The 21,725-nt window shown below is 75.1% G+C and carries 25 protein-coding genes and 1 pseudogene; 17 read left to right on the forward strand and 9 right to left on the reverse strand.

From position 1 onward, the window contains the following. The first annotated feature begins 36 nt into the window (after positions 1–36). Complete coding sequence (locus ITJ44_RS14590; RefSeq protein ID WP_194636265.1) at positions 37–648, forward strand: acetyltransferase; 612 nt, start codon at positions 37–39, stop codon at positions 646–648. Positions 649–692: 44 nt separating this feature from the next. Here the strand turns inward: ITJ44_RS14590 and ITJ44_RS14595 are convergent, their stop codons facing one another. After that, positions 693–1,190, reverse strand: a complete 498-nt coding sequence (locus tag ITJ44_RS14595) for a general stress protein (RefSeq protein ID WP_194636266.1) — start codon at positions 1,188–1,190, stop codon at positions 693–695. Positions 1,191–1,287: 97 nt separating this feature from the next. Here ITJ44_RS14595 and ITJ44_RS14600 point away from each other — a divergent pair, with 97 nt between their 5' ends. The 5 genes from ITJ44_RS14600 to ITJ44_RS14620 all read left to right on the forward strand — a co-directional run bounded on the left by ITJ44_RS14600 (position 1,288) and on the right by ITJ44_RS14620 (position 5,764). After that, positions 1,288–1,764 carry a MarR family transcriptional regulator gene (locus ITJ44_RS14600; RefSeq protein WP_194636267.1) on the forward strand — a complete coding sequence of 159 codons (477 nt, stop codon included), beginning with the start codon at positions 1,288–1,290 and terminating at the stop codon, positions 1,762–1,764. Between the two features lie 53 nt (positions 1,765–1,817). Then, the gene (locus ITJ44_RS14605) at positions 1,818–2,297 is read left to right on the forward strand and encodes a hypothetical protein (RefSeq protein ID WP_194636268.1); all 480 of its coding nucleotides are present in this window, start codon (positions 1,818–1,820) and stop codon (positions 2,295–2,297) included. Then, the gene (locus tag ITJ44_RS14610; protein WP_194636269.1) at positions 2,297–2,608 is read left to right on the forward strand and encodes a transcriptional regulator; all 312 of its coding nucleotides are present in this window, start codon (positions 2,297–2,299) and stop codon (positions 2,606–2,608) included. Before ITJ44_RS14605 ends, ITJ44_RS14610 begins: the two co-directional genes overlap by 1 nt. Positions 2,609–2,735: 127 nt before the next feature. Next, complete coding sequence (locus tag ITJ44_RS14615; protein WP_194636296.1) at positions 2,736–4,769, forward strand: aldo/keto reductase; 2,034 nt, start codon at positions 2,736–2,738, stop codon at positions 4,767–4,769. After that, the gene (locus tag ITJ44_RS14620) at positions 4,748–5,764 is read left to right on the forward strand and encodes a LacI family DNA-binding transcriptional regulator (RefSeq protein ID WP_194636270.1); all 1,017 of its coding nucleotides are present in this window, start codon (positions 4,748–4,750) and stop codon (positions 5,762–5,764) included. The genes ITJ44_RS14615 and ITJ44_RS14620 overlap by 22 nt, the downstream gene beginning before the upstream one ends. 50 nt (positions 5,765–5,814) lie before the next feature. On the opposite strand, the gene ITJ44_RS14625 is transcribed toward ITJ44_RS14620, so the two are convergent. Then, a complete protein-coding gene (locus ITJ44_RS14625; RefSeq protein ID WP_194636271.1) occupies positions 5,815–6,705 on the reverse strand; it encodes a cyclase family protein in 891 nt (296 codons plus the stop codon). A 135-nt stretch (positions 6,706–6,840) separates the two neighbouring features. Here ITJ44_RS14625 and ITJ44_RS14630 point away from each other — a divergent pair, with 135 nt between their 5' ends. The 4 genes from ITJ44_RS14630 (at position 6,841) to ITJ44_RS14645 (ending at position 9,267) form a co-directional block, all read left to right on the forward strand. Then, on the forward strand, positions 6,841–7,305 hold the full coding sequence (locus ITJ44_RS14630; protein WP_194636272.1) for a MarR family winged helix-turn-helix transcriptional regulator: 465 nt from the start codon (positions 6,841–6,843) through the stop codon (positions 7,303–7,305). Positions 7,306–7,416: 111 nt separating this feature from the next. Then, entirely contained in the window at positions 7,417–7,896 is a 480-nt protein-coding gene (locus tag ITJ44_RS14635; protein WP_194636273.1) for a VOC family protein, read from the forward strand. Between the two features lie 58 nt (positions 7,897–7,954). Further along, positions 7,955–8,305, forward strand: coding sequence for a GntR family transcriptional regulator (locus ITJ44_RS14640; RefSeq protein WP_194636274.1), 351 nt, complete (start codon positions 7,955–7,957; stop codon positions 8,303–8,305). Next, positions 8,302–9,267, forward strand: a complete 966-nt coding sequence (locus ITJ44_RS14645; RefSeq protein ID WP_194636275.1) for a DUF1648 domain-containing protein — start codon at positions 8,302–8,304, stop codon at positions 9,265–9,267. The genes ITJ44_RS14640 and ITJ44_RS14645 overlap by 4 nt, the downstream gene beginning before the upstream one ends. Positions 9,268–9,285: 18 nt before the next feature. Here the strand turns inward: ITJ44_RS14645 and ITJ44_RS14650 are convergent, their stop codons facing one another. From ITJ44_RS14650 to ITJ44_RS14660, 3 genes are all read right to left on the reverse strand, one after another. Next, the gene (locus ITJ44_RS14650) at positions 9,286–9,552 is read right to left on the reverse strand and encodes a MoaD/ThiS family protein (protein ID WP_194636276.1); all 267 of its coding nucleotides are present in this window, start codon (positions 9,550–9,552) and stop codon (positions 9,286–9,288) included. A 1-nt stretch (position 9,553) separates the two neighbouring features. Further along, complete coding sequence (gene moaA / locus ITJ44_RS14655; protein WP_370551706.1) at positions 9,554–10,639, reverse strand: GTP 3',8-cyclase MoaA; 1,086 nt, start codon at positions 10,637–10,639, stop codon at positions 9,554–9,556. Between the two features lie 441 nt (positions 10,640–11,080). Beyond that, complete coding sequence (locus tag ITJ44_RS14660) at positions 11,081–12,538, reverse strand: glycosyltransferase 87 family protein (RefSeq protein ID WP_194636277.1); 1,458 nt, start codon at positions 12,536–12,538, stop codon at positions 11,081–11,083. Between the two features lie 78 nt (positions 12,539–12,616). Here ITJ44_RS14660 and ITJ44_RS14665 point away from each other — a divergent pair, with 78 nt between their 5' ends. Together ITJ44_RS14665 and ITJ44_RS14670 are read left to right on the forward strand one after the other, a co-directional pair. Continuing rightward, on the forward strand, positions 12,617–13,834 hold the full coding sequence (locus tag ITJ44_RS14665) for a molybdopterin-dependent oxidoreductase (RefSeq protein ID WP_194636278.1): 1,218 nt from the start codon (positions 12,617–12,619) through the stop codon (positions 13,832–13,834). Further along, a complete protein-coding gene (locus tag ITJ44_RS14670; protein ID WP_194636279.1) occupies positions 13,834–14,325 on the forward strand; it encodes a hypothetical protein in 492 nt (163 codons plus the stop codon). The genes ITJ44_RS14665 and ITJ44_RS14670 overlap by 1 nt, the downstream gene beginning before the upstream one ends. On the opposite strand, the gene ITJ44_RS14675 is transcribed toward ITJ44_RS14670, so the two are convergent. From ITJ44_RS14675 to ITJ44_RS14685, 3 genes are read right to left on the reverse strand one after another with little or no spacing between them, the layout of a single operon-like run. Further along, positions 14,274–14,972 (reverse strand): bifunctional 2-polyprenyl-6-hydroxyphenol methylase/3-demethylubiquinol 3-O-methyltransferase UbiG, encoded by a 699-nt coding sequence (locus ITJ44_RS14675; RefSeq protein WP_194636280.1) that lies wholly within the window; start codon positions 14,970–14,972, stop codon positions 14,274–14,276. The genes ITJ44_RS14670 and ITJ44_RS14675 overlap by 52 nt on opposite strands. Beyond that, positions 14,969–15,652, reverse strand: coding sequence for a DUF2064 domain-containing protein (locus tag ITJ44_RS14680; RefSeq protein ID WP_194636281.1), 684 nt, complete (start codon positions 15,650–15,652; stop codon positions 14,969–14,971). The genes ITJ44_RS14675 and ITJ44_RS14680 overlap by 4 nt, the downstream gene beginning before the upstream one ends. Then, on the reverse strand, positions 15,649–16,356 hold the full coding sequence (locus ITJ44_RS14685; protein ID WP_194636282.1) for a glycosyltransferase family 2 protein: 708 nt from the start codon (positions 16,354–16,356) through the stop codon (positions 15,649–15,651). The genes ITJ44_RS14680 and ITJ44_RS14685 overlap by 4 nt, the downstream gene beginning before the upstream one ends. A 131-nt stretch (positions 16,357–16,487) precedes the next feature. On the opposite strand from ITJ44_RS14685, the gene ITJ44_RS14690 reads away from it, so the two are divergent. The 4 genes from ITJ44_RS14690 (at position 16,488) to ITJ44_RS14705 (ending at position 20,611) form a co-directional block, all read left to right on the forward strand. Then, positions 16,488–17,357: a response regulator transcription factor gene (locus tag ITJ44_RS14690; RefSeq protein ID WP_370551707.1), complete on the forward strand. Its 870-nt coding sequence runs from the start codon at positions 16,488–16,490 to the stop codon at positions 17,355–17,357. Then, on the forward strand, positions 17,354–18,616 hold the full coding sequence (locus ITJ44_RS14695) for a HAMP domain-containing sensor histidine kinase (protein WP_194636283.1): 1,263 nt from the start codon (positions 17,354–17,356) through the stop codon (positions 18,614–18,616). The genes ITJ44_RS14690 and ITJ44_RS14695 overlap by 4 nt, the downstream gene beginning before the upstream one ends. Next, the gene (locus ITJ44_RS14700; RefSeq protein ID WP_194636284.1) at positions 18,613–20,232 is read left to right on the forward strand and encodes a molybdopterin-dependent oxidoreductase; all 1,620 of its coding nucleotides are present in this window, start codon (positions 18,613–18,615) and stop codon (positions 20,230–20,232) included. Before ITJ44_RS14695 ends, ITJ44_RS14700 begins: the two co-directional genes overlap by 4 nt. A 124-nt stretch (positions 20,233–20,356) precedes the next feature. Next, positions 20,357–20,611, forward strand: coding sequence for a hypothetical protein (locus ITJ44_RS14705; RefSeq protein WP_194636285.1), 255 nt, complete (start codon positions 20,357–20,359; stop codon positions 20,609–20,611). Positions 20,612–20,694: 83 nt separating this feature from the next. Here the strand turns inward: ITJ44_RS14705 and ITJ44_RS14710 are convergent, their stop codons facing one another. Then, a complete protein-coding gene (locus tag ITJ44_RS14710; RefSeq protein WP_194636286.1) occupies positions 20,695–21,384 on the reverse strand; it encodes a PadR family transcriptional regulator in 690 nt (229 codons plus the stop codon). A gap of 121 nt (positions 21,385–21,505) precedes the next feature. Between ITJ44_RS14710 and ITJ44_RS15955 the strand changes: the two are divergent. After that, positions 21,506–21,725 (forward strand): annotated as a pseudogene (locus ITJ44_RS15955) (hypothetical protein); the annotation flags it as partial.

Below are 21,725 nucleotides of genomic sequence, written 5' to 3' on the forward strand. Positions count from 1 at the left end.
CCCGCCGTGGGAGCTCCCGCGTGCCAGGCTCGCGGGATGAGCGCCGAGCCCGTCATCGCCCGATCCGACGATCCGCGGGTGGCGGAGCTGCTCGCTGCCGGCCGGATCGTGACCGCCCGGTCGTGGGGCGCGCAGCTCGACGCGGCGGACGCGGATCCCGCCCGCCTGCGCGCGCTCGTGGCCCGTGTCGCCGAATTCGCCGCGCTGCGCGAGCTGGGGCCGGACGACGCCCGTGCGATCCTCGCGCTCGACGCCGCGACCCTTGCCGACTACCCGGGAGGCCCCGCCACCCGCCACGCGGGCCTCACGGCCGGCTCCGCCCGCGTCCCGGCATCCGGCCGCCGCGGCTACGGCGCGTTCGACGCGAGCGGCGCGCTCCTCGCGATGACGTTCGTCGACCTGGATCCCACGGGCCGCACCGCCGAGACCGACGTGACGGTCGTCGACGCCGCCCATCGAGGCCGTGGCCTCGGCACGGCCGTGAAGGCGGCCTCCGTGCGGGCGCTCCTCGCGGCGGGCGTGACGTCGTTCCGCACCGGCGGCTCGCGCGAGAACGCGGCCATCATCGCGGCCGGCGCCGCGCTCGGCTACCGCATCGACGAGGAGTGGCTGACGCTCGAGGCGCCCGAGGACGCACCCCGGACATGACGACGCGGACGGGCGGCTGAGCCGTCCGTCCGCGTCGTGCTCGTTCAGGCGCGGGGTGCGCCCGTGCTGTCGAACAGGATCCGCGACGCCTCGGCGGACCGCGCGCTGTCGACCATCACGTCGTAGCGGCCGGCGGTCAGCGTCTGGATGGACGCGAAGTCGCGCTTCCCGCGGGTCGCGTAGTGGCCGACGAAGCCGAACAGCGCGCCCCAGAGCGCGCCGATGCCGACCGCGACGAGGAGGACGCCGAGCCACGCGACGCCGGGCGTGAAGATCCCGAACAGCAGTCCCAGCATGAGGCCGAACCAGGCGCCGCCCGCGGCCCCGCGCACCGCGGCGCTGCCGTTGGTGACGCGGCCCGTGACGGTCTCGACGGTGCGCACGTCGTGGCCCACGATCTGCGTCGAGGCGACGGGGAACTCGCGGTCGGACAGCGTGTCGACGGCGGCCTGCGCGTCGGCGTACTCGGTGTAGCTCGCGATCACCTCGCGGGGCGTGGCCGGGACGGCGTGCGCGCGGGGGTCGGTGCTCGGGGTGGACATGGGGTCTTCCTCTCGTGTCGATCGATCGGTCCGGATGGGACGATATGGTTTGAGGATACCAACGGTCGGCCAGCACGGAGGGGACGGGGATGCGACAGTGAGCGAGCTCCCAGGTGCAGGCGGCGCGGACGTCGGCACCGCGATGGAGCGGGCGGTCCTCGCGATCACCCGCTGGGCGTCGCGGCCGGACGTGCGCCGGCGCATGCTCGCCGCCGAGGGCGAGGCGTTCTCGCCGACCGACACCTGGCTCATCGCGCACCTCGCCGAGTCCGGGGCGACCCGCATGCGCGTCCTCGCCGACTGGCAGGGCGTCGACAAGTCGACGATGACCGCGCACGTGCGGCGCCTCGAGGAGCGGGGCCTCGTGATCCGCGAGCCCGACCCCGCCGACCGGCGCGCGGTCCTCGTGCGCGCGACGCCCGACGCCGAGCGCGTGCTCGACCGCAACTCGTCGACGGCGCGCGCCCTCCTCGGCGAGCTCGTGGGGGAGTGGTCCGCGCGCGAGCGGACGGAGCTGATCCGGCTCCTCCGGCGGTTGGTCGCGGAGATCGAGGCGGAGGGCGCCGACCGGTGATCCGTCCCGCGCAGCACTTGCTTTCCAACTTGGAAACACTTAGTGTTGCCGACATGGAAACACACGCTCACGACTCCTCGTCCGCCCGCCCCGACGGCCCGTTCGACGCCGACGCCATGCGCGCCGCGGCCGACCGGCTCACCGACCGCCTCCGTTCGCCGTGGTGGTTCCACGCGCTCCGCGGGCTCAGCGTCGGTGCCCTCGTCTTCGGCATCGCGCCCCGCGCGGACTGGGCGCTCGCGGTCCTCGCGATCGGCCTCGTCGGCCTCGTCCTGCTGCCCCGCCTCCGCATGTCCGCGGTGGGCTTCTCGAGCGCCCATCCCGACCGCTGGCGCTTCGTGCGGGACGGCGCGCCCTGGTCGGTCCTCTCGCTCGCCGTCGCCACGGCGGGCATCGCCGTCGCGCTCTTCGCGCGGCAGCTGGGCATCCTCGAGGTCACCGGCATCGCGGCCGGGGTCGCCGTCGTCGTCGCCCTGCTCGGACCGCTCGCCGACCGGGCCGCCCGCCAGCGCCTCGGCCGCGGGCTCGCCTAGTGGCCGCGCCCGCGCCGGAGTTCGACGCGGTCATCCACGCCCCGCAGCGGCTGCAGATCTGCGCGCTGCTCGCCCGGGCGGGGGAGATCGAGTTCGGCACCCTCCGCGACGCGCTCGCCGTGTCCGACGCCACCCTCAGCAAGCACCTCAAGACCCTGTCCGAGTCGGCGATCGTCGAGTCGCGGCGCGTGCAGCAGCCGCGCGGCCAGGCCCGAACGTGGGTCGCGCTCACGAAGGACGGTCGCCGGCGGCTGGCCGCGCACTTCGCCTTCCTGCAGGGGCTGGATCCGGGCGCCGCGGCGGACGGGTGACCCGCGGGGCGCAGGCGGCGCGTGAACGTTCACGGGCCGCCTGCATCGGATCCCTTGACGATCTGCCCGCCCGCCCCGTAGCGTCGTCGTGAACGTTCACGCCGACGACGCCGCGAAGGGCACCACCATGACCGACCCCACCCCGACCACCTCGACCGCACCCCGCTGGGCGGTCCTCGGCCCGGGCAGCATCGCCCGCCGCTTCCTCTCCCAGCTCCCCGCGAGCGAGCGCGACGCGCGGCTCGTCGCCGCCGGCAGCTCGAGCGCCGAGCGCGCCGGGGCCTTCGCGGCCGAGGCCGCCGACCACGGCTTCGCCGACGTCACGGGCGCCGACTACGACGCGGTCCTCGCGGATCCGGACGTCGACGCCGTCTACGTCTCCACCGTGCACACCGGCCACGCCGACCTCGTGATCCGCGCGCTCGAGGCAGGCAAGGCCGTCCTCTGCGAGAAGCCGCTCGCCGTGAACCACGGCACCGCGATGGCGCTCGTCGACGCGGCCCGCGAGGCCGGCCTCCCGCTCGTCGAGGCGTACATGTACCGCTTCCACCCGCAGACGGCGGCGCTCCTCGAGCTGCTGCGCGAGGGCGTGATCGGGGAGGTCGCCCACGTCGACGCGTCCTTCTCCTTCCGCACCGGATCCCGCACCGGCCGCCTCTACGACACGGCGACCGCGGGCGGCGGGATCCTCGACGTCGGCGGCTACACCGTCACCGCCGCGGCCGCCGTCGTGCAGGCCGCGACCGGGATCGCCGTCGCCGAGCCGCTCACCCTCGAGGTGGACGGCACCGTCGGGCCGACCGGCGTCGACGAGTGGTCCGTCGCGCGCGCGACCTACCGCGGCGGCGCCGGGCGGCCGGGCATCACCGCGACCCTCCGCACGGGCGTCGCGCTCGACGAGCCGCAGGCGCTCACGATCCACGGCTCGACGGGCCGCATCCACCTCAGCGACCCGTGGACCCTCGGCGACGCGCCCACCATCGAGGTCTCCGTCGTCGGAGAGGAGCCGCGCACCCTCACGTTCGCGGGCGCGAAGCCGTACGCGATCGAGGCCGACGCCACGACCGACGCCCTCGCGGCCGGCCTCGGCGAGGCCGCGCAGATGACGCTCGACGAGACGCTCGCCACGGCCCGCACGCTCGACCGCTGGCGCGCCGCGCTCGAGCTCCGCTACCCCTTCGAGTCCGAGGACGCGGACATCCCGACCGTCTCCGGCCGGCCGCTCCGCGTCCGCGACGACAGCACCATGCTCTACGGCGAGATCCCCGGCGTCGGCAAGAGCATGTCGCGCCTCGTCATGGGCGTCGACAACCAGCCCGACCTGGCTCACGCGTCCGCGATCTTCGACCACTTCGTCGAGCAGGGCGGCAACGCCTTCGACACCGGCTACATCTACGGCGGCGGCGTGATGGAGGGGCGCCTCGGGAGGTGGATCCAGAACCGCGGCATCCGCGAGGACGTCGTCGTCATCACCAAGGGCGCCCACACCCCGCACTGCGACCCCGAGTCGCTCACGAGCCAGCTGCTCGAGAGCCTCGAGCGGCAGGGCACCGACTACGCCGACATCTACCTCATGCACCGCGACAACCTCGAGGTGCCGGTGGGGGAGTTCGTCGACGTGATGGACGAGCACCAGCGCGCCGGACGGATCCGTTCGTACGGCGTCTCGAACTGGACGCCCGAGCGCTTCGACGAGGCGCAGGCGTACGCGAAGGCGAACGGCCGCGCGGGCTTCCAAGCGCTGAGCGACCACTTCGGCCTGGCCGAGGCGTACGACGTGCCGTGGGCCGGGTGCGTGCACGTCACGGATCCCGCCTCCAAGGCCTGGCTCGTGGAGCGGCAGATCCCGCTGCTGCCGTGGTCGTCGCAGGCGCGCGGGTTCTTCACGGGCCGCGCCCGCCCCGACGACCTGAGCGACCCGGAGCTCGTGCGCTGCTACTACGGCGACGACAACTTCGAGCGCCTGCGTCGCGCCGAGCAGCTGGGCGCGGAGCACGGCGTGCAGGCCACGGCGATCGCGCTCGCGTACGTGCTCGCGCAGCCGTTCCCGACGTTCCCGCTGTTCGGCCCCCGCACCATCACCGAGGTCCGGTCGTCGATGCGCGGCCTGTCGATCGAGCTCACCCCGGAGCAGGTGGCGTGGCTGGACCTGCGCGGCTGAGCGGAGCGGGTGCGGCCGGCCGCGCCACGATCCACGACGTCGCCTCCGCCGCGGGGGTGTCGCGCCAGACCGTGACGCGCGCGATGAACGGCATGCCGGGCATCAGCGAGGAGACGAAGCGGCGCGTGCTCGACGCCGCCGATCAGCTCGCGTACCGGCCGTCGCGGTTCGGGCGCGGGCTCGTCACGGGCGGCGACCACCAGCTCGGCCTGGTGGTCGACGACCTGCGGAACCCGTGGTCGCCGGAGCTCGCGTCCGCGGTGGTGCGCATCGCCGCGGCCCGGGGCTGGAACGTGTCGCTCGCCGACGTCGGCCTCGCCGCCGACTCCGATCGCATGGTGGAGGCGCTCGGCGCGCAGACCGACGCCGTGATCGGGACCCTCGGGTCGCGCGCCGCCGAGTGGATCGGGCGGCTCGGCTCGGTGCCCGTCGTCGAGCTGGATCCGCGGGGCGACCCGCTGCGCGCCGCCGTGCAGCTGGATCCCTCGGAGGCGATCGATGCCCTCGCCGACCACCTCCACGCGGTCGGCGTGCGCCACCCGGTGGTGCTCGACGCGGCGGTCGCCGCCGGCCCCAGTCCACGCGCCGCCCTGCTCATGCGCGCGTTCGAGGCCCGGGCGATGGAGGTGTCCGTGGTCCGCGCATCCGCGCCCACCGCGGAGGCCGCCGCGGCCGCGACCGAGCGCGTCGTCGCCCGCCCGCGCGCGGCCGACGCCATCGTCGCCTTCAACGACGTGTGCGCCCTCGGCGTGCTCTCCGCCTGCCGCCGCGCGGGCGTCGACGTGCCCGGCGACGTGCGCGTGGTCGGCATCGACGGCCTGTCGCTCGGCCGCCTGCTCGCGCCCACCCTGACGACGCTCGCGGTGGACCTCGACGAGCTCGCCCGCCACGCGCTCGACCTCGCGGTCGCCATGATCGCGGGCGAGCTGCCGCGCTCCGGACCCGAGGTGATCCGCACGGTGCGCCACCAGCTGGTGGTGCGCGAGTCGGCCTGACGCCCGCGCCCGGCGCCCGGCATCCGGCGCCCGACGTCCGGCGCCCGGCGTCAGAAGACCGCGATCGGGTTGACGGGCACGCCCGTCAGGCCGTGGATCCGCGGCGGCGCCACGCTGAGCAGGAACGACCAGCGGCCCAGCTCCCGGCACGCGACCGCGAGCTCCTCGACGGCGGCGCTGTCGACGAGCGGCATGCCGAGCCGGGCCAGGGCGACCATGTGCATGGGCATGGGCACCTCGGGGTCGCTCGGCGGGAAGCCGTCGCTGACGTCGCCCGCGTAGAGCGCGACGCCGCGCGCGTGCATCCACCGCACCGCGTCGACGGTCATGCCGGGGCCGGGCTCCGCGGCGCCCCAGGCGAACGCCCATCCGCTCCGCACGACCAGGGCGTCGCCGGACTCGAGGGCGACGCCCGCGCGCGCCTCCGCGGCGTCGAGGTCGGCGCCCGTGATCGGGTGGCCCGACGGCAGCCGGCCCTCCGGCGCGAGGTCGAGCAGCACGCCGCGCGTGACGACGCCCTCCGCGAAGGCGGTCGTGGATCCGTGGGCCACATGGCCGCCCGGGACCGCCTCCCCGAGGGGCCGGCCGGGGTACACGACGCCGTCGATGGGCATGTGCACGACCGCGTCGATGTGCGTCATCGCCGGGTGGTGCGCCGTCACGACGAGCACCTCGGACATGCCCATGGGCGGGGTGCCGGTGTGCAGCAGCGCCTGCTGCACGGGCGGCGACGGCGGCGACGGGGGAGCGAACGGCCCGCCCAGCATCGACGCGGGCTCGACGGGCAGCGCGAGCGACACCCAGCGGCCGGTGCGCACGGCGGTGGCGGCGCGGGCACGGGCGGCGTCGTCGACGAGGTTCAGGGTGCCGAGCTGGTCGTCGGCGCCCCAGCGGCCGCGGTCGTCGGGGAGCGCGGGCTGCGGGGTGGGTGCTGTGGTCATGCGCGGTGTCCTGTCGGTCGTCTCGTCCTCCCGGGGCGAACGCCCCGGACCCCCGAAGAAGCAGGTACCTGCATATTACTCACCAACAGGGTCCTGCTGGTACGAGCGGCGCCGATCATGCGCGAGGATCGGCACATGGTCAGGAACGACGACGGGGAGCTCGAGGCGGTCCTCGGGTGGAACGCGGTGAAGGTCGCGCGCATCATCGGCAACCGGATCACCGCGGAGCTGGCCGCGCACGACATCAGCCTCGTGCAGTTCGGCGTGCTGTCCTGCCTGGCCGGCGGGACGGAGATGACGTCCGCCGACATCGCGCGCGCCGTCTTCGTGCGGCCGCAGAGCATGGCCGAGGTGCTCGACGGCATGGAGCGCCGCGGGCTCGTGCAGCGGGTCGGCGTCCGGTCGAAGGGTCGCCGCAACCCCGTCCGCATCACCGACGACGGGGAGCGGGCGCTCGCGGCATCGCAGGAGATCGCGACGGGGACGAACGACCTCCGCGGCTACGGGATGAGCGCGGCCGAGAGCGCGCAGCTGAACGCCCTGCTCCTCACGGTGATCCGGAACGCCGACGAGCAGCCGCCGGAGGATCCGCTGCGCTGAGCCGCTGAGCCGAGCTGCTGCGTCGCTGGCGCCCTTCTCCGCGGCGCCCGTCGTGGCTAGCGTGGCCACGACGGCGCGCGACGACGCCGCCGTCGGACACGAGGAGCAGCCATGCCGCGCATCACCCCCACCCTCTGGTTCGGCGAGGAGATCGAGGAGGCGGCCCGGTTCTACGTCGACCTCTTCCCCGGCTCACGGATCACCAGCGCCTCCCGCTACCCGGACGACGTCCCGGACCCGGCCCTGCGCGGCACGGCCCTCGTCCTCGACCTCGAGCTCGACGGCCAGGTGATCCGCCTGCTCAACGGCGGCCCCGGCATGCAGGCGACCGAGGCGGTGTCGCTGTCGATCTCGGTCGCGACCCAGGAGGAGGTCGACCGCTACTGGGACGCCTTCGCGGACGGCGGGACCGAGGGCCGGTGCGGTTGGGTGCGCGACCGCTGGGGCTTCTGGTGGCAGGTCGTCCCGGAGGCGATGGGGTCCACGATCGGCGGGCCCGACCCCGAGGGCGCCGCGCGCGCCATGGCCGCGATGATGGGGATGGGCCGGCTCGTCGTGGCCGACCTGCAGGCCGCGTACGACGGGCGCTGACGCCACGCGCCCTCCGGCGCCCTGGCGCGATCGAGCATTGTTCGCATAGAATGCGAACATGCTCATCACGGTGGATCCTGCGGCGCGTGCCTCGCTCGCCGAGCAGGTGGCGACGCAGATCCGCCACGCCATCGCGCGCGGCGAGCTCGCGAGCGGGGAGCGGCTGCCCTCGGCGCGCGACCTCGCGGCCTCCGTGGACGTGAACATGCACACGGTCCTCCGGGCGTACGCCGCCCTGCAGGACGACGGGCTCATCGAGCTGCGGCGCGGTCGCGGCGCGACGGTGATCCGCTCGGGCAACGCCTCGTTCGACCGGCTGCGCGCGCTCGTGGAGGAGCTCCGCGAGCAGGCGGAGACCCTCGGGGTGCCCATGGACGACCTGTTCACCATGATCAAGGGAGCACGATGACCACCCCAGCACCTCGTCACCTGCCGACCGGCGCGCGCGTGGCGGTCGTCGCCCCGGCGGCCGCCATCGCCCTGGCGCTCGGCGTCGCGGCCGTCCTGCTCGCGCCGGAGCTGCCCGCTCGCATCGCCGTCCACTTCGCGGCCGACGGGACGCCCGACGGCTGGGGCTCGCCCTGGGGGATGCTCGCGATCTCGGTGGGCCTCGCGCTCGTCGCCGTGGCGCTGGCCGTCGCCGCCACGCGAGCCCGGGACCGGCGCACGGCGGCCACGGTGCTCCTCGTCGCGAACCTCGTGGCGGGCATCCTCGGCACGGCGTGGATCGGCCTCGCCCTGGCCGGATCCGTCGGCGACGGGACCTTCCCCATCTGGTGGAGCGTCGTGTTCCTGGGCGTCGGCGTCGTGGCGGCGGCGATCCCCCTGGCCGTCCTCGTGCGCGCCGCCGGACCCGTCCCCGCGCACGACGTGCCGCCGCTCGAGGTCCCCGCCACTGCTCGGGTCGCCTGGCGCGCGCGCACCGGAAGCGCCTGGTTCGCGGGCATCGGCGCGGTCGTCGTCGTGCTCGGGGCCATCGCCTGGGCCAGCGCATCCGCGGTCGACGCGGGCACCGCGGCGCTCGCCGGGATCCCGCTGGTCGTCGCCGGCCTCGCGATGCTGGCGCTCGCCCGCGTGGTGGTCACGGTCGACCGCCGCGGGCTGCGCGTCGTGTCGGCGTGGACGCGGATCCCGATCATGCGCGTCCCGCTCGCCCGCATCGAGTCGGCCGGCTGGGAGGACGTGTCCCCGGGCCAGTGGGGCGGCTGGGGCCTGCGGGTGTCCGGCCGCGGCCTCGCCTACGTCACGCGCTCCGGTCCCGGCCTCGTCGTCCGCCTGAGCGGCGGCCGCGCGCGGCTGGTCACCGTGGCGGACGCGGATCGCGGTGCCGCGGTCCTCGAGGGGCTGCTCGCGGGGCGCCGCCCGGCCTGATCCGGGCGCGGGTGCGGATCAGCCGCCCGAGAACGGCGGCAGCACGTCCACGGCGCCGTCCGCGGTGAGGGGCGCGTCGCGGTCGGTGGTGGCGACGCCCTCGATGAGGTAGGTGCAGCGGGCGAGGACGGCGGCGGCGTTCGCGGGATCCTCCGTGGCGGCGGCACGGGACCCGAGCGCGTCCATCAGGTCGCCGACCGTGGCGCCGTCGGGCAGGTCGAGGTCGTCCGTCGTCCGGCCGAGCGCGGCGGATGCGGCGGCGAAGAGCTCCACGCGGACGATCACGTCAGCCGCCGATCGCGCTCATGGAGCGGGCGGGCTGGATGAAGTCGGCGTCGTCCATGCCGTGGCCCTTCGGCTTCGCCCACATGGCGCCGCGCCAGAGGTCGGCGATCTCTTGGTCGCTCGCGCCGGCGCGCATCGGCGCGAGCAGGTCGGTCTCGGTGTGCGAGAACAGGCAGCTGCGCACGCCGCCCGTCGCGGTGAGGCGCGTGCGGCGGCAGTCGGCGCAGAACGGCTCGGTGACGCTCGCGATGACGCCCACGCGGCCGAGCATCGCGGTGTCCGCGCCGCCCTCGCGGGAGTGCACGCGCCAGAGCTCGGCGGGGGATCCGTCGCGCGGCTCCTCGTCGGGCACGAGCGTGAAGCGCTCGGACAGGCGGGCGCGGATCTCGGCGGCCGTGATCATCTCGTCGCGGTCCCACGCGTGGTCGGCGTCGAGCGGCATCTGCTCGATGAAGCGCAGCTGGTGGCCGCCCGCGACCGCCCAGGCGAGGAGATCCGCCGCCTGGTCGTCGTTGACGCCGCGCACGAGCACCGCGTTGATCTTGATGGGCGCGAGCCCCGCGGCCGCCGCGGCGTCGATGCCGTCGAGCACGCGGTCGAGGAACGGGCGGCGCGTGATGAGCCGGAACGTCTCCGCGTGCACGGAGTCGAGCGACACGTTGATCCGGTCGAGCCCCGCGTCCTTCAGCGCCTGCGCGCGCGACGCGAGGCCGATCGCGTTGGTCGTGAGCGAGATCTCCGGCCGGTCGGGGATCGCGGCGCACGCGGCGATGATCTCGATGAGGTCGCGGCGCAGCAGCGGCTCGCCGCCCGTGAACCGCACCTGGCGGACGCCGAGGTCGCGCGTGCCGATGCGCACCAGCCGCTCGATCTCGTCGAGCTGCAGCGCCTGCCGGTCGGGCGTGAACGGCAGGCCCTCGGCCGGCATGCAGTACGTGCAGCGCAGGTTGCAGCGGTCGGTGAGCGAGATGCGGAGGTCGGTCGCGCGACGGCCGAACGGGTCGAGGAGCGCCGGATCGTCGGGCCGGGCGGGGCCCGGAGCGGCGGCGGGACGCGGCATCGCCGGCATCCCCAGCGAGGTGCTCATGCCCCCAGGCTACGCGCGCGCCCGGTCGGTGCCGACCGTGACCGGATCCGGCCTGCCGCGGCAGCCGCCCGCCGACCACGCGCCGCGGAGCCCGGGCGAGAGCCTCGGCGGGTGAGCGCACGGCGGGCGCTGCGCATCCTCCGCCGCCACCCCGCCATGCCCAGCGCCCTCCTCGGGATGCTGGCCGTGCTGATGATCGTCGTCGGGGTGCTCGGCGTGGCGAGCAGCACGGGCGACGCGTCCCGGATCCGCGAGCTCCGCGCGGGCGCGGGCAGCGTCGTGAGCGGAACGCTCGTCGGCTCCGTGCCCGTCGACGTGGGCGGGAGTCCGAGCAGCGCTCCCCGGACCGGGTCCTGCCCCCGGTACGCCTCCACGGCGTCCGGCCCGGGAGCGCGCGGCGAGGCGCCCGCGACACGCGCCCCTCGCCGATCCGCCCGCGTCCTAGCGGCTCGGCGGACCACCTGCGCCGGCCCGTTCGCCGTGTCGGCCGCCCCAGCGGGAGCGCACCGCCGCCGGCACGAGCCGCGCGCGCCCGTCGGGCCCGAGGCGCACGAGCGACGCGACCACCACGACCACGAGCGCGGTCACGAGGGCGATCTGCCAGGCCCACAGCTCCGGGGTGAAGAGCCGCAGCGCCAGCGCGCCCACGACCGCGAACCACTCGCCGCGGCCCGTCATCGCGATGAACGGGATCAGCAGCAGCGCGTACCAGGAGTAGCGGGGGCTGACCGCGAGCAGCGTGACGCCGATCATCATGAGCTGGCCGAGCCACGGATCCGCGGGATCGGTCCGCCACCACACGAGTCCCGCCGTCACGGCGAGCACGAGCACGACCACGGGCAGCCCGAAGCCGTCGGGCACGAGCAGCTCCACCAGCGGGAAGGTGCCGCCGGACTCGTAGCCCTCCTCCTGCAGGTAGCCGGGCAGGTAGCCGAGCACGCCGATCCCGGTGCTGATCACGTACGGGACGTAGAGCACGGCGAAGGTGACGACGGCCGCGATGATGACCTTCCACGGCTGCCGGCGCAGCAGCGCGGGCGCGGCGATCACCGGGATGAGCTTGGTGGCGATGGCCGCACCGAGCGCGATCCCGCCGCGCCACCGCATCCCCCCGGCCACGAGGATCGTGGCGGCCAGCGCGAGCAGCGCCCCGAGCGCGTCCACGTGCGAGTTCGTGACCACCTCGCTCGCCACCAGCGGGCACCAGCCCCAGAGGGCGGCCCACCAGATCGGCTTGCCGCGCCGACGCAACGCGCGGACCAGCAGCAGGGTCACGCCCGTCTGCATGAGCACGCCCGCGACCTGGAACGCGATGTAGCCCACGTCGTCCGGGACGACGGCGCGGACGCCCGCGAAGAACATCTCGGCCGCCGGCGGGTAGATGGTCGGCACGGTCGGGCGGTTGAGCGCCGTGCACATCGGCGGGCCGCCGCCGGTCTCGTACAGGCCGAGGAGCCGCCGGCCCTCGCAGCGCCACGTCCCGTCGCCGAGGAACACCGGGGCGGGGTACAACCACGCGGGGCGGATGTCGCGGAGGTCCGGATCCGCGGGCGTGTGCAGATAGGGGGACGTCCCGTGCACCTGGACGATGCCGTCCCAGGCGTAGCGTGCGGAATCGGTGCTCGTGTTCGCTGGACCTGCCATGGCTGCGAGGGCGAGGATGAGGGAGCCGGACACCACGATCAGGGTGGCGTCCTGCCGCCTGACCTTCCGCACCAGGAGCACGGCGGCTCCGAAGAGGAACCAGAGCACGATCACGAGCCAGAACAGCGGCGCGGCACCCTCGCGTCGGAAGAAGGCCTCGTCGTCCGCAGCTCCGAACAGATCGAACGCGACCACCGACCATCCGGTGAGCGCGGCCATGACGACCAGGACGAGGACGGTGAGGGCGGTGCGCACACCCCATTGTGTCGTCGTCCGCCTCGACGGCCGCTGCCCGACCTGGACGGCCCACCCCCGAGATCCCGGAGCGACCCCATGCGGACACTGATGCACGAGGCGAGGCGTCGGCTCGCGTCGCCCGCCCGCACCACCCGGCTGGCGGTCGTCATCGGGCGTCTGCTCGGCCTCGCCTTCCTGGTCTGCTTCACGACCGGCCTCTACAGCCACTTCCTGCAGGATCCGCTGCCGTGGATGCGCTTCCCCACGGCGCCCGTCTCGCTGTACCGGCTGACGCAGGGGATCCACATCACGACCGGCATCGCGTGCGTGCCGCTGCTGCTCGCCAAGCTCTGGATCGTCTTCCCCGAGCTGCTCACCTATCCGCCGGTGACCGGGGTGGTCTCGTTCCTCGAGCGCGCGTCCATCGCCGTCTTCGTCGGCGGGTCGCTGCTCGAGGTGGCGATGGGCCTCCTCAACACCTTCCAGTGGGTGCCGTTCCCGTTCTACTTCCGGCAGACGCACTTCGCGCTGGCGTTCGTGGTGATCGGCTCGCTCGCGATCCACATCGGCGTGAAGCTGCCCGCCATCGCCGGGCACTGGCGGCGCGGGCAGGCGGAGGAGTCGCCCATCGTGGCGGAGGACGACGACGTCGTGCGCCCGCCGCGCGGCGTCACGGGCCGCGTGGTCGCCTGGATCGACGACACCCCCGTCACGCCCACCCCGGTCGCCCGCCGCGGATTCCTCGTGGCGGTCGGCGCCTCCGTCGCCGCGGTCGTCGGGCTGACCGCGGGACAGTCGTTCCGGTTCCTGGCCCCGTTCAACGCGTTCGCCCCGCGCGTCATGGGCACCGGGCCGCAGGCCCTGCCCGTCAACCGCACGGCCGAGGCCGCCGGTGTCACGGAGACCGCGGTGGATCCGGGGTGGACCCTCACCGTCTCCAACGGATCCATGTCGCGCGCCTTCACGATGCAGGACCTCCGCGGCATGGAGCTCGTGACCGCGACGCTGCCGATCGCGTGCGTCGAGGGGTGGAGCCAGTCGGCGTCCTGGCGCGGCGTCCGCCTCATGGACCTGATGGACGCGGTCGGGTCCGACCCCGGGGCGCGGCTGCGCGTCACGAGCCTCGAGCAGAACGGCGGATTCCGGGCCACCGAGATGGGGCCCGAGTACGCGCGCGACCCGCTCACGCTCGTGGCGCTGGAGCTCGACGGGGCGCCCCTCGACATCCAGCACGGCTACCCCGCGCGCATGATCGCGCCCGGGCGTCCCGGCGTGCTGCAGACCAAGTGGCTCTCGACCCTGGAGGTGATGTGATGACCGGCACCCGTCGGGATCCCGCGGAACGACCCGCTCGCGGCGTCCTCGCGGCCCGGATCGTCCTCATCGCCGTCGGCGTGGTCGTCCTCGCGCTCGGCGTGCGGACGCTCCTCGAGACGCAGAGCACCGACCAGGTGGTCGGCGTCGGCGTGTTCCTGCTGCTCGCGATCCTCGTGCACGACGCGATCCTGTCGCCCGTGGTCTTCGCCGCGGGCCTGCTGCTCCGGAAGGCGGGCAGGCGGCTCCCGCCGGGCGCGCTCGTGATCGTGCAGGCCGGCGTCGTCGTCCTGGCGGTGATGACCGTGGTGGTCGTCCCCGAGATCCGCGCCCGGGCCATCGGCAACGACAACCCGACGATCCTCATCGCGGACTACGCGCCGCGCCTCGCGCTGATGTGGGTCGCCACCGCGGTGGCGACGGCCGTGGTCGCCGTGCTCTACGCGCGGACGAGGCGGCAGAAGGACCGGCCCTCGGTCTCCCAGCACTGAACGAGGTCGAGGCCCGCGCCGTCGGCCATGCGCGCGACGGCGTCGCGGCCGACCTGCGCCCACGGGAACGGGTCGCTCGCGTTGCCCCGGCCGTCCTCGACCGTGCACTCGAAGGTGCGGTCGCGCGCGGGATCCGGGTGGGTCTCCACCACGAGGGCGCCGCCGTCGTCGAGGAGCTCGCCGCAGCGGGCGAGGAGGGCGGCCGCGTCGCCGCCGATGCCGATGTTGCCGTCGAGGAGGAGGAGCGTGCCCCAGCCTCCCTCGCGCGGCAGGCGCTCGAAGACCGAGCGGTGGAGGACGGGGAGGCCGAGGCCCGCGGCCATCTCGACCACGGTGGGGGAGACGTCGATCCCGAGGGCGCCGAGCCCGGCGTCCATCGCGGCGCGGACCATGCGGCCGGGGCCGCAGCCGATGTCGAGGACCGGCCCGTCCGCATCTAGGAGGAGGCTCGCGTCGACCCCGTCGGCGTCGGCGCTCCAGCGGCTGATGTCGATGACCTCCGTCCCCTCGTCGTCCGCCGCGAGGGAGAGGAACAGCACCTCCCCGGAGTCGCGGAGGGCCCGGGCGTAGGGCTCGCCGCCACCGGATCCGAAGGTGCGGACGCGCGCCGGGGCGTGGTCCTCGGGGTGGTCGACTGCCAGGCTCATGCGGGATCCCTCTGCGAAGTCGCGGGTGCGATGGTGGCGGCGCGGGTGTCCGCGCCGGTGTCCAGGATTCGGAGCACCGCGGCGAAGCGATGGGCGGGCGCCGCGTCCGCCGCCTCGCGGGCGTCGTCCACGGTGTCGACGTCGGTGAGCTCGGGCAGCATCGCCACGTCGAGCCCGGCGTCGAGCAGGCGCGACAGCTGCACGGCTCCCGTGTCGTCGCGCGACATGGGCACGCCGCGCACGAGCGCGCCGTCCGGGTCGCGGAGGCCGAGCGCCCAGAAGCCGCCGTCGTTCGCCGGGCCGAACCAGGCATCGGGCCCGCGTGCGCCGTCGGCCCAGGAGTCGAGCACGGGCCGGATGAGGCGCGCGGTGAGCTGCGGCGTGTCCATGCCGACGAGGAGGACGGGCCCGTCGAGCGCGTCGAACATGGCGGCGAGACGCTCGTCGAGGTCGCCGGCCACCTGCGGGATCACGTCGTAGCCGGCGGCCTCCGCGGGCGGCGTGGTGCCGTCGAAGAGGAGGACCCGGCGCGAGGGCGCGGCGGCGTCGACGGCGGCGAGCGTGTCGGCGAGGGCGGCGGACGCCAGCTCGGCCGCCTCCTCGAGGGTGAACGGCGGGTGCAGGCGCGTCTTCACGCGGCCCGGGATGCACTCCTTGGCGATCACGACGACGGCGGTCACGCGGCTCCCCCCGGGGTGCGGTCGGCGCCCGCGGCCGCTGCTCGCGCCTCGGTCAGCACGCGCGACATGTCGCGCACGGCCGTGACGGTCCCGCGAACGGTGCCGGTCACCTTGGACCGCCCCACGCGCGGTGCGTACGGCATCTCCACCTCCAGGATGCGCCACTTCGCCGCGGACGCCCGCAGCAGCATCTCCAGCGGATAGCCGCTGCGCCGGTCGAGGATCCCCAGGTCGAGCAGCTCGGTGCGCCGCCCGCAGCGCATCGGGCCGAGGTCGTGCAGCGGCACGCCCGTGATCCGCCGCAGCCGGCGGGCGAGCTCCAGGTTCGCGATCCGCGCGTGCAGCGGCCACGCGCCGCGCGCCGACGGGATGCGGCGGCCGAGGACGAGGTCGCGCTCGCCGTCGCGGACGGGGTCGACGACGCGGGGGAGGAGCGCCGGATCCATCGACGCGTCGGCATCGCAGAACGCGACGAGCGGCGCGGACGCCGCCTCGAGGCCCGCGTGCGCGGCCGCCCCGAAGCCGCGGCGCGACTCCGCCACCACGAGGGCGCCGTGGGCGCGGGCGACCTCGGCCGAGCGGTCGGTCGACCCGTTGTCGACGACGATCGCGCGGTAGCCGTCGGGCAGGCGCGAGAGGACCCAGGGCAGGGCCTCCTCCTCGTCGAGGCAGGGGAGGACCACGTCCACGAGCGCTGGCGTCATGGGTCGAGCGTAGGAGGCCCTGGCTGCGTGCCTCCGCCATGCGCCGCGCCGCGCGCCGCGAGGGGTGACGGCTCGCTCGCAAGCCGGACACCGCCCGGGTCCCCGCCAGGGACCGCGCATAGTCTGACCGGGTGAGCCCCACCTACGATCCCGCGCGCGCCGACGCCGGGCGCCCCGATCCGACGCGGCCGGATCCGCTGCGCGGACGCCGCATCCTCGTGGTCGAGGACGATCCCACCGTCAACGAGGTCGTGTGCCGCTACCTCAAGGCGTCGGGCTTCCAGGTGGAGACGGTCGCCGACGGCCTGGAGGCCGTGCGCGTCGCCACCGAGCGCATGCCCGACCTCGTCGTGCTCGACCGCATGCTCCCCGGCCTCGACGGGCTCGAGGTGTGCCGCCGGATCCGCGCCCACCACCCCGAGTCGCCCGTCCCCGTCGTGATGCTCACCGCGCTCGGCCAGGGCGAGGACCGCGTCAACGGGCTCGACGCCGGTGCCGACGACTACCTCGCCAAGCCCTTCTCCCCGCGCGAGCTCGTGCTGCGCGTCCGCGCCGTGCTCCGCCGCACCGTGCCCGAGGCCGTCCCGGAGCCGCCGTTCGTGGCGGGGCCGTTCGTGCTCGACCTCGGCGCGCGCGAGATCCACCAGGCGGGCGTCATGCTGTCGCTCACCTCCCGTGAGTTCGACCTGCTCGCCTTCCTGCTGCGGAACCCGCGCCGCGTCTTCGGGCGCGACGACCTGCTGCGCCAGGTCTGGGGCTGGGAGATCGGCGACCTCTCCACCGTCACGGTGCACGTGCGGCGCCTGCGGGAGAAGATCGAGGCGGATCCCGCGCACCCCGTGCTCCTCGGCACCGTGTGGGGCGTCGGCTACCGCTTCGACCCGGACGCCGCGGCACCCGTGGGGCCCGCGGAGCCGTCGGCCGCCGCGCCCGCCGACGGGGCCGAGGCCGACCCCGTCCCCTCGACGCCGACCGTGCCGCCCGCCGGGGGCGACGCGTGACCGCGGACTCCTTCCTCGTCGTCGTGCTGACGGCGCTCGTCTGCGCCGCGGTCGTCGGCCTCGGCGCGAGCGTGCTGCTGCGCGCGCTCCGCCGCCGCTCGCTGGTGCTGCAGATCTGCGTGGTCGCGCTCGCCGCGGTGCTCTCGGTCGTGGGCGGCATGGTCGCCGTCACCGCGAGCATGCTCGTCGACGACGCCGGCCTCACCGCGTTCCTCTCCGTCGCCGCGGTCTCCGCGCTCGTCTCGCTCGTCATGGCCGCGATGCTCGGGATGACCCTCGTGCGCGGCAGCCGCGAGCTCGGCCGCTACGCCGCGTCCATGGGCGAGGAGGCCGCCGTGGAGCCCGGCCGCCCCACGAGCACCGAGTTCGCGCAGGTCGCCCGCGAGCTCAGCGCCGCCAACCGCCGGCTGGCCGACGCCCGCGACCACGTGGAGGCGCAGGAGCGCAGCCGCCGCGAGCTCATCGCGTGGATGTCGCACGACCTGCGCACGCCGCTCGCGGGGATCCGCGCCATGGCGGAGTCCCTCGAGGACGGCATGGTCGACGACGAGCACCGCTACTTCCGCCAGATCCGCGTGCAGGCGAACCGCCTCAACGGCATGGTCGACGACCTGTTCGAGCTGTCCCGCATCAACTCCGGCAGCCTCGAGCTCGCCGTCGAGCGCGTCTCCCTCTACGACGTCGTGAGCGACACCGTCGCCGAGCTCGGGCCCGTCGCCCAGGCCAGGCAGGTCGACCTCCGCGGCGCGACGGCGCACGACGACCTCGTGGTGCAGGGCGACCCGCGGGAGCTGTCGCGCGTCGTCGGCAACCTCGTGATGAACGCCATCCAGCAGTCGCTGCCGGGCGGCCGCATCGTCATCTCCGCGCATCGCGACTCCGGCAACCTCGCCGTCCTCTCGGTCGAGGACACCGCGGGCGGCATCCCCGAGGCCGACCTGCCGCGCGTGTTCGACGCGGGCTGGCGGTCGACCGGATCCCGCACCCCGCGCGCCTACGGGAAGAGCGCCGCCGCGAAGGCCGCGCTCGGCCCCGACTTCCCGGCCGCGCCCGTCGAGGCCACGCCGCCGGATCCGGCCGTGCAGGCCGAGGGCACGCACGACGGCGGATACGCGTCGGGCGGCGGCGGCGCGGGCCTCGGGCTCGCGATCGTCCGCGGCATCGTGCGCGCGCACGACGGCGACGTCACCGTCCAGAACGTCGAGGGCGGCTGCCGCTTCGACGTGATCCTCCCGTACAGCAAGCCGGTCGCCCCGTGACCCGCGCTGCTCTCCGCTGGTGGTCCGCGTTCCTCGGCGTGGTGGCGGCGCTCGCCGTGCTGGCCGTGGCCGAGATCGCCGCGGCCTTCGTGGCCCCGACGGCGAGCCCGGTGCTCGCGGTCGGCGCGCTCGTCATCGACCTCGTGCCCGCGGGCGTCAAGGACACGGTGATCGCCCTGTTCGGCACGGGCGACAAGGTCGCGCTGATCGCCGTCCTCGGCGCCGTGGTGCTCGCCGCCGCCGCTCTCGCCGGGATCCTCCAGGTGCGCCGCCCACCGGTCGGCGTGGTCGTCCTCGCTCTCTTCGCGGGCGTCGCGGTGCTCGCGGCGACCACGCGGGCGGGGGCGACGGGCGCCGCGGCGATCCCGACGATCGTCGGCATGATCGCGGGCGTCTTCATCCTCCACCGCGGCGCCGACCGGCTCCGCGACTGGCGCACGGCGGCGGACCGCGCGGCATCCGCGTCGGCCGCGGTCGCGGAGCCCGTGCGCGGCATCGCCCGCCCGGCCGCGCGCGCCCCGCTCACGCCGGGGGCCGGCGCGCGCGTCGAGCGCCGCACCTTCCTCCTCATGACGGTGGTCGCGGGCGTCGCGTCCGTCGTCGCCGGATCCGTGGCCCGCGGCCTCAACGCCGCCGCGGCCCGCGTGGACGACTTCCGCCGCACCCTCGTGCTCCCGCGCGCCGTGACGCCCGCCGCCGCCATCCCCGCGTCCGCGGAGCTCGGCGTCCCCGGCCTCGCGCCCTTCCTCACCCCCGCGACCGACTTCTACCGCATCGACACCGCGCTGCAGGTGCCGTCGGTCGACGCGGCCTCCTGGAAGCTGCGCATCACGGGCATGGTCGAGCAGGAGGTCGAGATCACGTTCGCCGAGCTGCTCGCCCTCCCGCTCGAGGAGCACGTGACCACGCTCACGTGCGTCTCGAACGAGGTCGGCGGGAACCTGATCGGCAACGCGCTCTGGCTCGGGTACCCCATCCGCCTCCTGCTCGAGCGCGCGAAGCCGACCGCGGGCGCCGACATGGTCCTCTCCACGAGCCAGGACGGCTGGACCGCGAGCACGCCCCTCGAGGCGCTGACGGATCCCGACCGCGCGTCGATCCTCGCCGTCGGCATGAACGGCGAGCCCCTCCCGCAGCAGCACGGCTTCCCCGTGCGGATGGTCGTGCCCGGCCTCTACGGCTACGTCTCGGCGACCAAGTGGGTCACCGAGCTCAAGGTCACGACATTCGCCGAGGACGTCGCCTACTGGTCGACGCGCGGCTGGACCGAGCGCGGCCCCATCAAGACCGGCTCGCGCATCGACACCCCGCGCTCCGGCGCGCGCGTGGACGCGGGGCGCACCGCGATCGCCGGGATGGCCTGGGCGCAGCACACCGGCATCCAGAAGGTGGAGGTGCGCGTCGACGAGGGCGACTGGGTCGAGGCGGACCTGGGCGACGGCGTGGGCGCCGACACATGGCGGCAGTGGTCGTACGCGTGGGACGCGGCGAGCGGGTCCCACAGCGTCGAGGTCCGCGCGACCGACACGACGGGCGCGACCCAGACCTCCGACGAGGCGCCGCCGGCCCCCGACGGCGCGACCGGCTGGCACCGCATCAGCGTCAACGCCGGCTGATCGGCGGCCGCCCTCCCGCCGCCCGCCGCTCGTCGGATGCGCGGGGCCAGCGCGCGCGGAGCCGGGGCGCGTACGGTCGACGGGCGGCGCGAGCGCGCCGCATCGACCAGCGAAGGAGAGCACCGTGAGCGACATCGAGAACCCCCGCGATCCCGCCGACCGCGACCTGGACGACACGGGCGACGACGAGGAGGAGCTCGTCGGGGCCGACGCCCGCGAGGCGCAGGAGGCCGTCGACGCCGAGCGCGTCGTGAGCCTCGACGACGACGAGGGCGCCGACGACGACGCGGACGGCGGCCTGGGCATCGACATCACCGAGTCGGACGGCCCCGACCTCGAGGCGGGCGACGACCTGGACACGGGCGCGGCGATCCGCTGATCCGCCCGCCCGCACGCACGCACGACGACGGCCCCCGCAGCTGCGGGGGCCGTCGTCGTGCGTGGCCCTGCGGCCGGCGCGGATCAGTCGGCGAGGATCGCGTAGAGCGCGCGCCGCGTCTCGTCGAGCTTCGCCGCCGCGGCCTGGCGCTGGGCGTCGGTCGCGTCGTGCATGAGCGGCTTCACGACGCCCATGAGCTTCATGAGGCTCGTCTGGAACGCGTCCTCGCCCTCGGACTTGTCGGTGGTGGCGGCCCAGGCGGCGTCGATCTCCGCCTGGTTCTCCTCGACGTGGGCGCGGCCCTGGGCGGTGAGGGAGTAGACGCTCTTGGCGCCGGTCTCGTCGGCGACGATCAGGTCCTCGTCGACGAGCTGCTGGAGCGTCGGGTAGACGGATCCGGGGCTCGGCCGCCAGGCGCCCTCGGTCTTCGCGGCGATGCCGGTGATGAGGCCGTAGCCGTTGGACGGCGCGTCGGCGAGCAGGGAGAGGATCGCGAGGCGGACGTCGCCGCGGCGGGCGCGACCCCGTCCGCCGCGTCCGCGGCCCGGGCCGAAGCCGGGGCCGCCGAAGCCGCCCATGCCGGGGAAGCCCGGGAACCCGGGGAAGCCGGGGCCGTCGCCCGGGCGGAAGCCGCGCGCGAGCGGGTGGCCCGGCATGATGCGCGGGCGCCCGCCGCTGTGGTGCTGCATGCGCGGCTCGTGGGGGTCGGCGGGGACCTCGGCGGAGGAGGGGGACGGGATGTGGTCGTCGTGGTCGTGGTCGTGGGTGCGCATGGGCGCTCCTTCCGGTCAGGTGATGTCGGGGATCGCGGCGTGCTGTCGCGATGTAGCGACGATATATCGGCGACAGTCGGAAGTCAAGCGCGGACGGAGGCGCCTCCCTCCGTCGATCCGCGTGATCCCGGGGGATCCGCCCGCCAACCTGGCCTTCCGCTGGGAAAGCAGAACCGACCCCAACCCGTTCTCCGACCGCGCCGAAGTCCCTGTGTCGCCCGGGGGTACCGGGCGGATCCCCGTTCCACACAGCGAAGGAAATCCCATGCGCAATCTCACCAAGTCCGTCTTCGGCCTCGCCACCGCGGGCTTCCTCGTCGTCGGCCTCGCGGCCTGCTCGA

This window comes from Clavibacter sp. VKM Ac-2873, assembly GCF_015351075.1.
GTDB lineage: Bacteria > Actinomycetota > Actinomycetes > Actinomycetales > Microbacteriaceae > Clavibacter.

Coding starts and splice junctions, on each gene's coding strand:
- ITJ44_RS14590 (WP_194636265.1), top strand. CDS start 37: ATGAGCGCCGAGCCCGTCATCGCCCGATCCGACGATCCGCGGGTGGCG.
- ITJ44_RS14595 (WP_194636266.1), bottom strand. CDS start 1,190: ATGTCCACCCCGAGCACCGACCCCCGCGCGCACGCCGTCCCGGCCACG.
- ITJ44_RS14605 (WP_194636268.1), top strand. CDS start 1,818: ATGGAAACACACGCTCACGACTCCTCGTCCGCCCGCCCCGACGGCCCG.
- ITJ44_RS14615 (WP_194636296.1), top strand. CDS start 2,736: ATGACCGACCCCACCCCGACCACCTCGACCGCACCCCGCTGGGCGGTC.
- ITJ44_RS14625 (WP_194636271.1), bottom strand. CDS start 6,705: ATGACCACAGCACCCACCCCGCAGCCCGCGCTCCCCGACGACCGCGGC.
- ITJ44_RS14630 (WP_194636272.1), top strand. CDS start 6,841: ATGGTCAGGAACGACGACGGGGAGCTCGAGGCGGTCCTCGGGTGGAAC.
- ITJ44_RS14635 (WP_194636273.1), top strand. CDS start 7,417: ATGCCGCGCATCACCCCCACCCTCTGGTTCGGCGAGGAGATCGAGGAG.
- ITJ44_RS14640 (WP_194636274.1), top strand. CDS start 7,955: ATGCTCATCACGGTGGATCCTGCGGCGCGTGCCTCGCTCGCCGAGCAG.
- ITJ44_RS14645 (WP_194636275.1), top strand. CDS start 8,302: ATGACCACCCCAGCACCTCGTCACCTGCCGACCGGCGCGCGCGTGGCG.
- moaA (WP_370551706.1), bottom strand. CDS start 10,639: ATGAGCACCTCGCTGGGGATGCCGGCGATGCCGCGTCCCGCCGCCGCT.
- ITJ44_RS14665 (WP_194636278.1), top strand. CDS start 12,617: ATGCGGACACTGATGCACGAGGCGAGGCGTCGGCTCGCGTCGCCCGCC.
- ITJ44_RS14670 (WP_194636279.1), top strand. CDS start 13,834: ATGACCGGCACCCGTCGGGATCCCGCGGAACGACCCGCTCGCGGCGTC.
- ITJ44_RS14675 (WP_194636280.1), bottom strand. CDS start 14,972: ATGAGCCTGGCAGTCGACCACCCCGAGGACCACGCCCCGGCGCGCGTC.
- ITJ44_RS14685 (WP_194636282.1), bottom strand. CDS start 16,356: ATGACGCCAGCGCTCGTGGACGTGGTCCTCCCCTGCCTCGACGAGGAG.
- ITJ44_RS14710 (WP_194636286.1), bottom strand. CDS start 21,384: ATGCGCACCCACGACCACGACCACGACGACCACATCCCGTCCCCCTCC.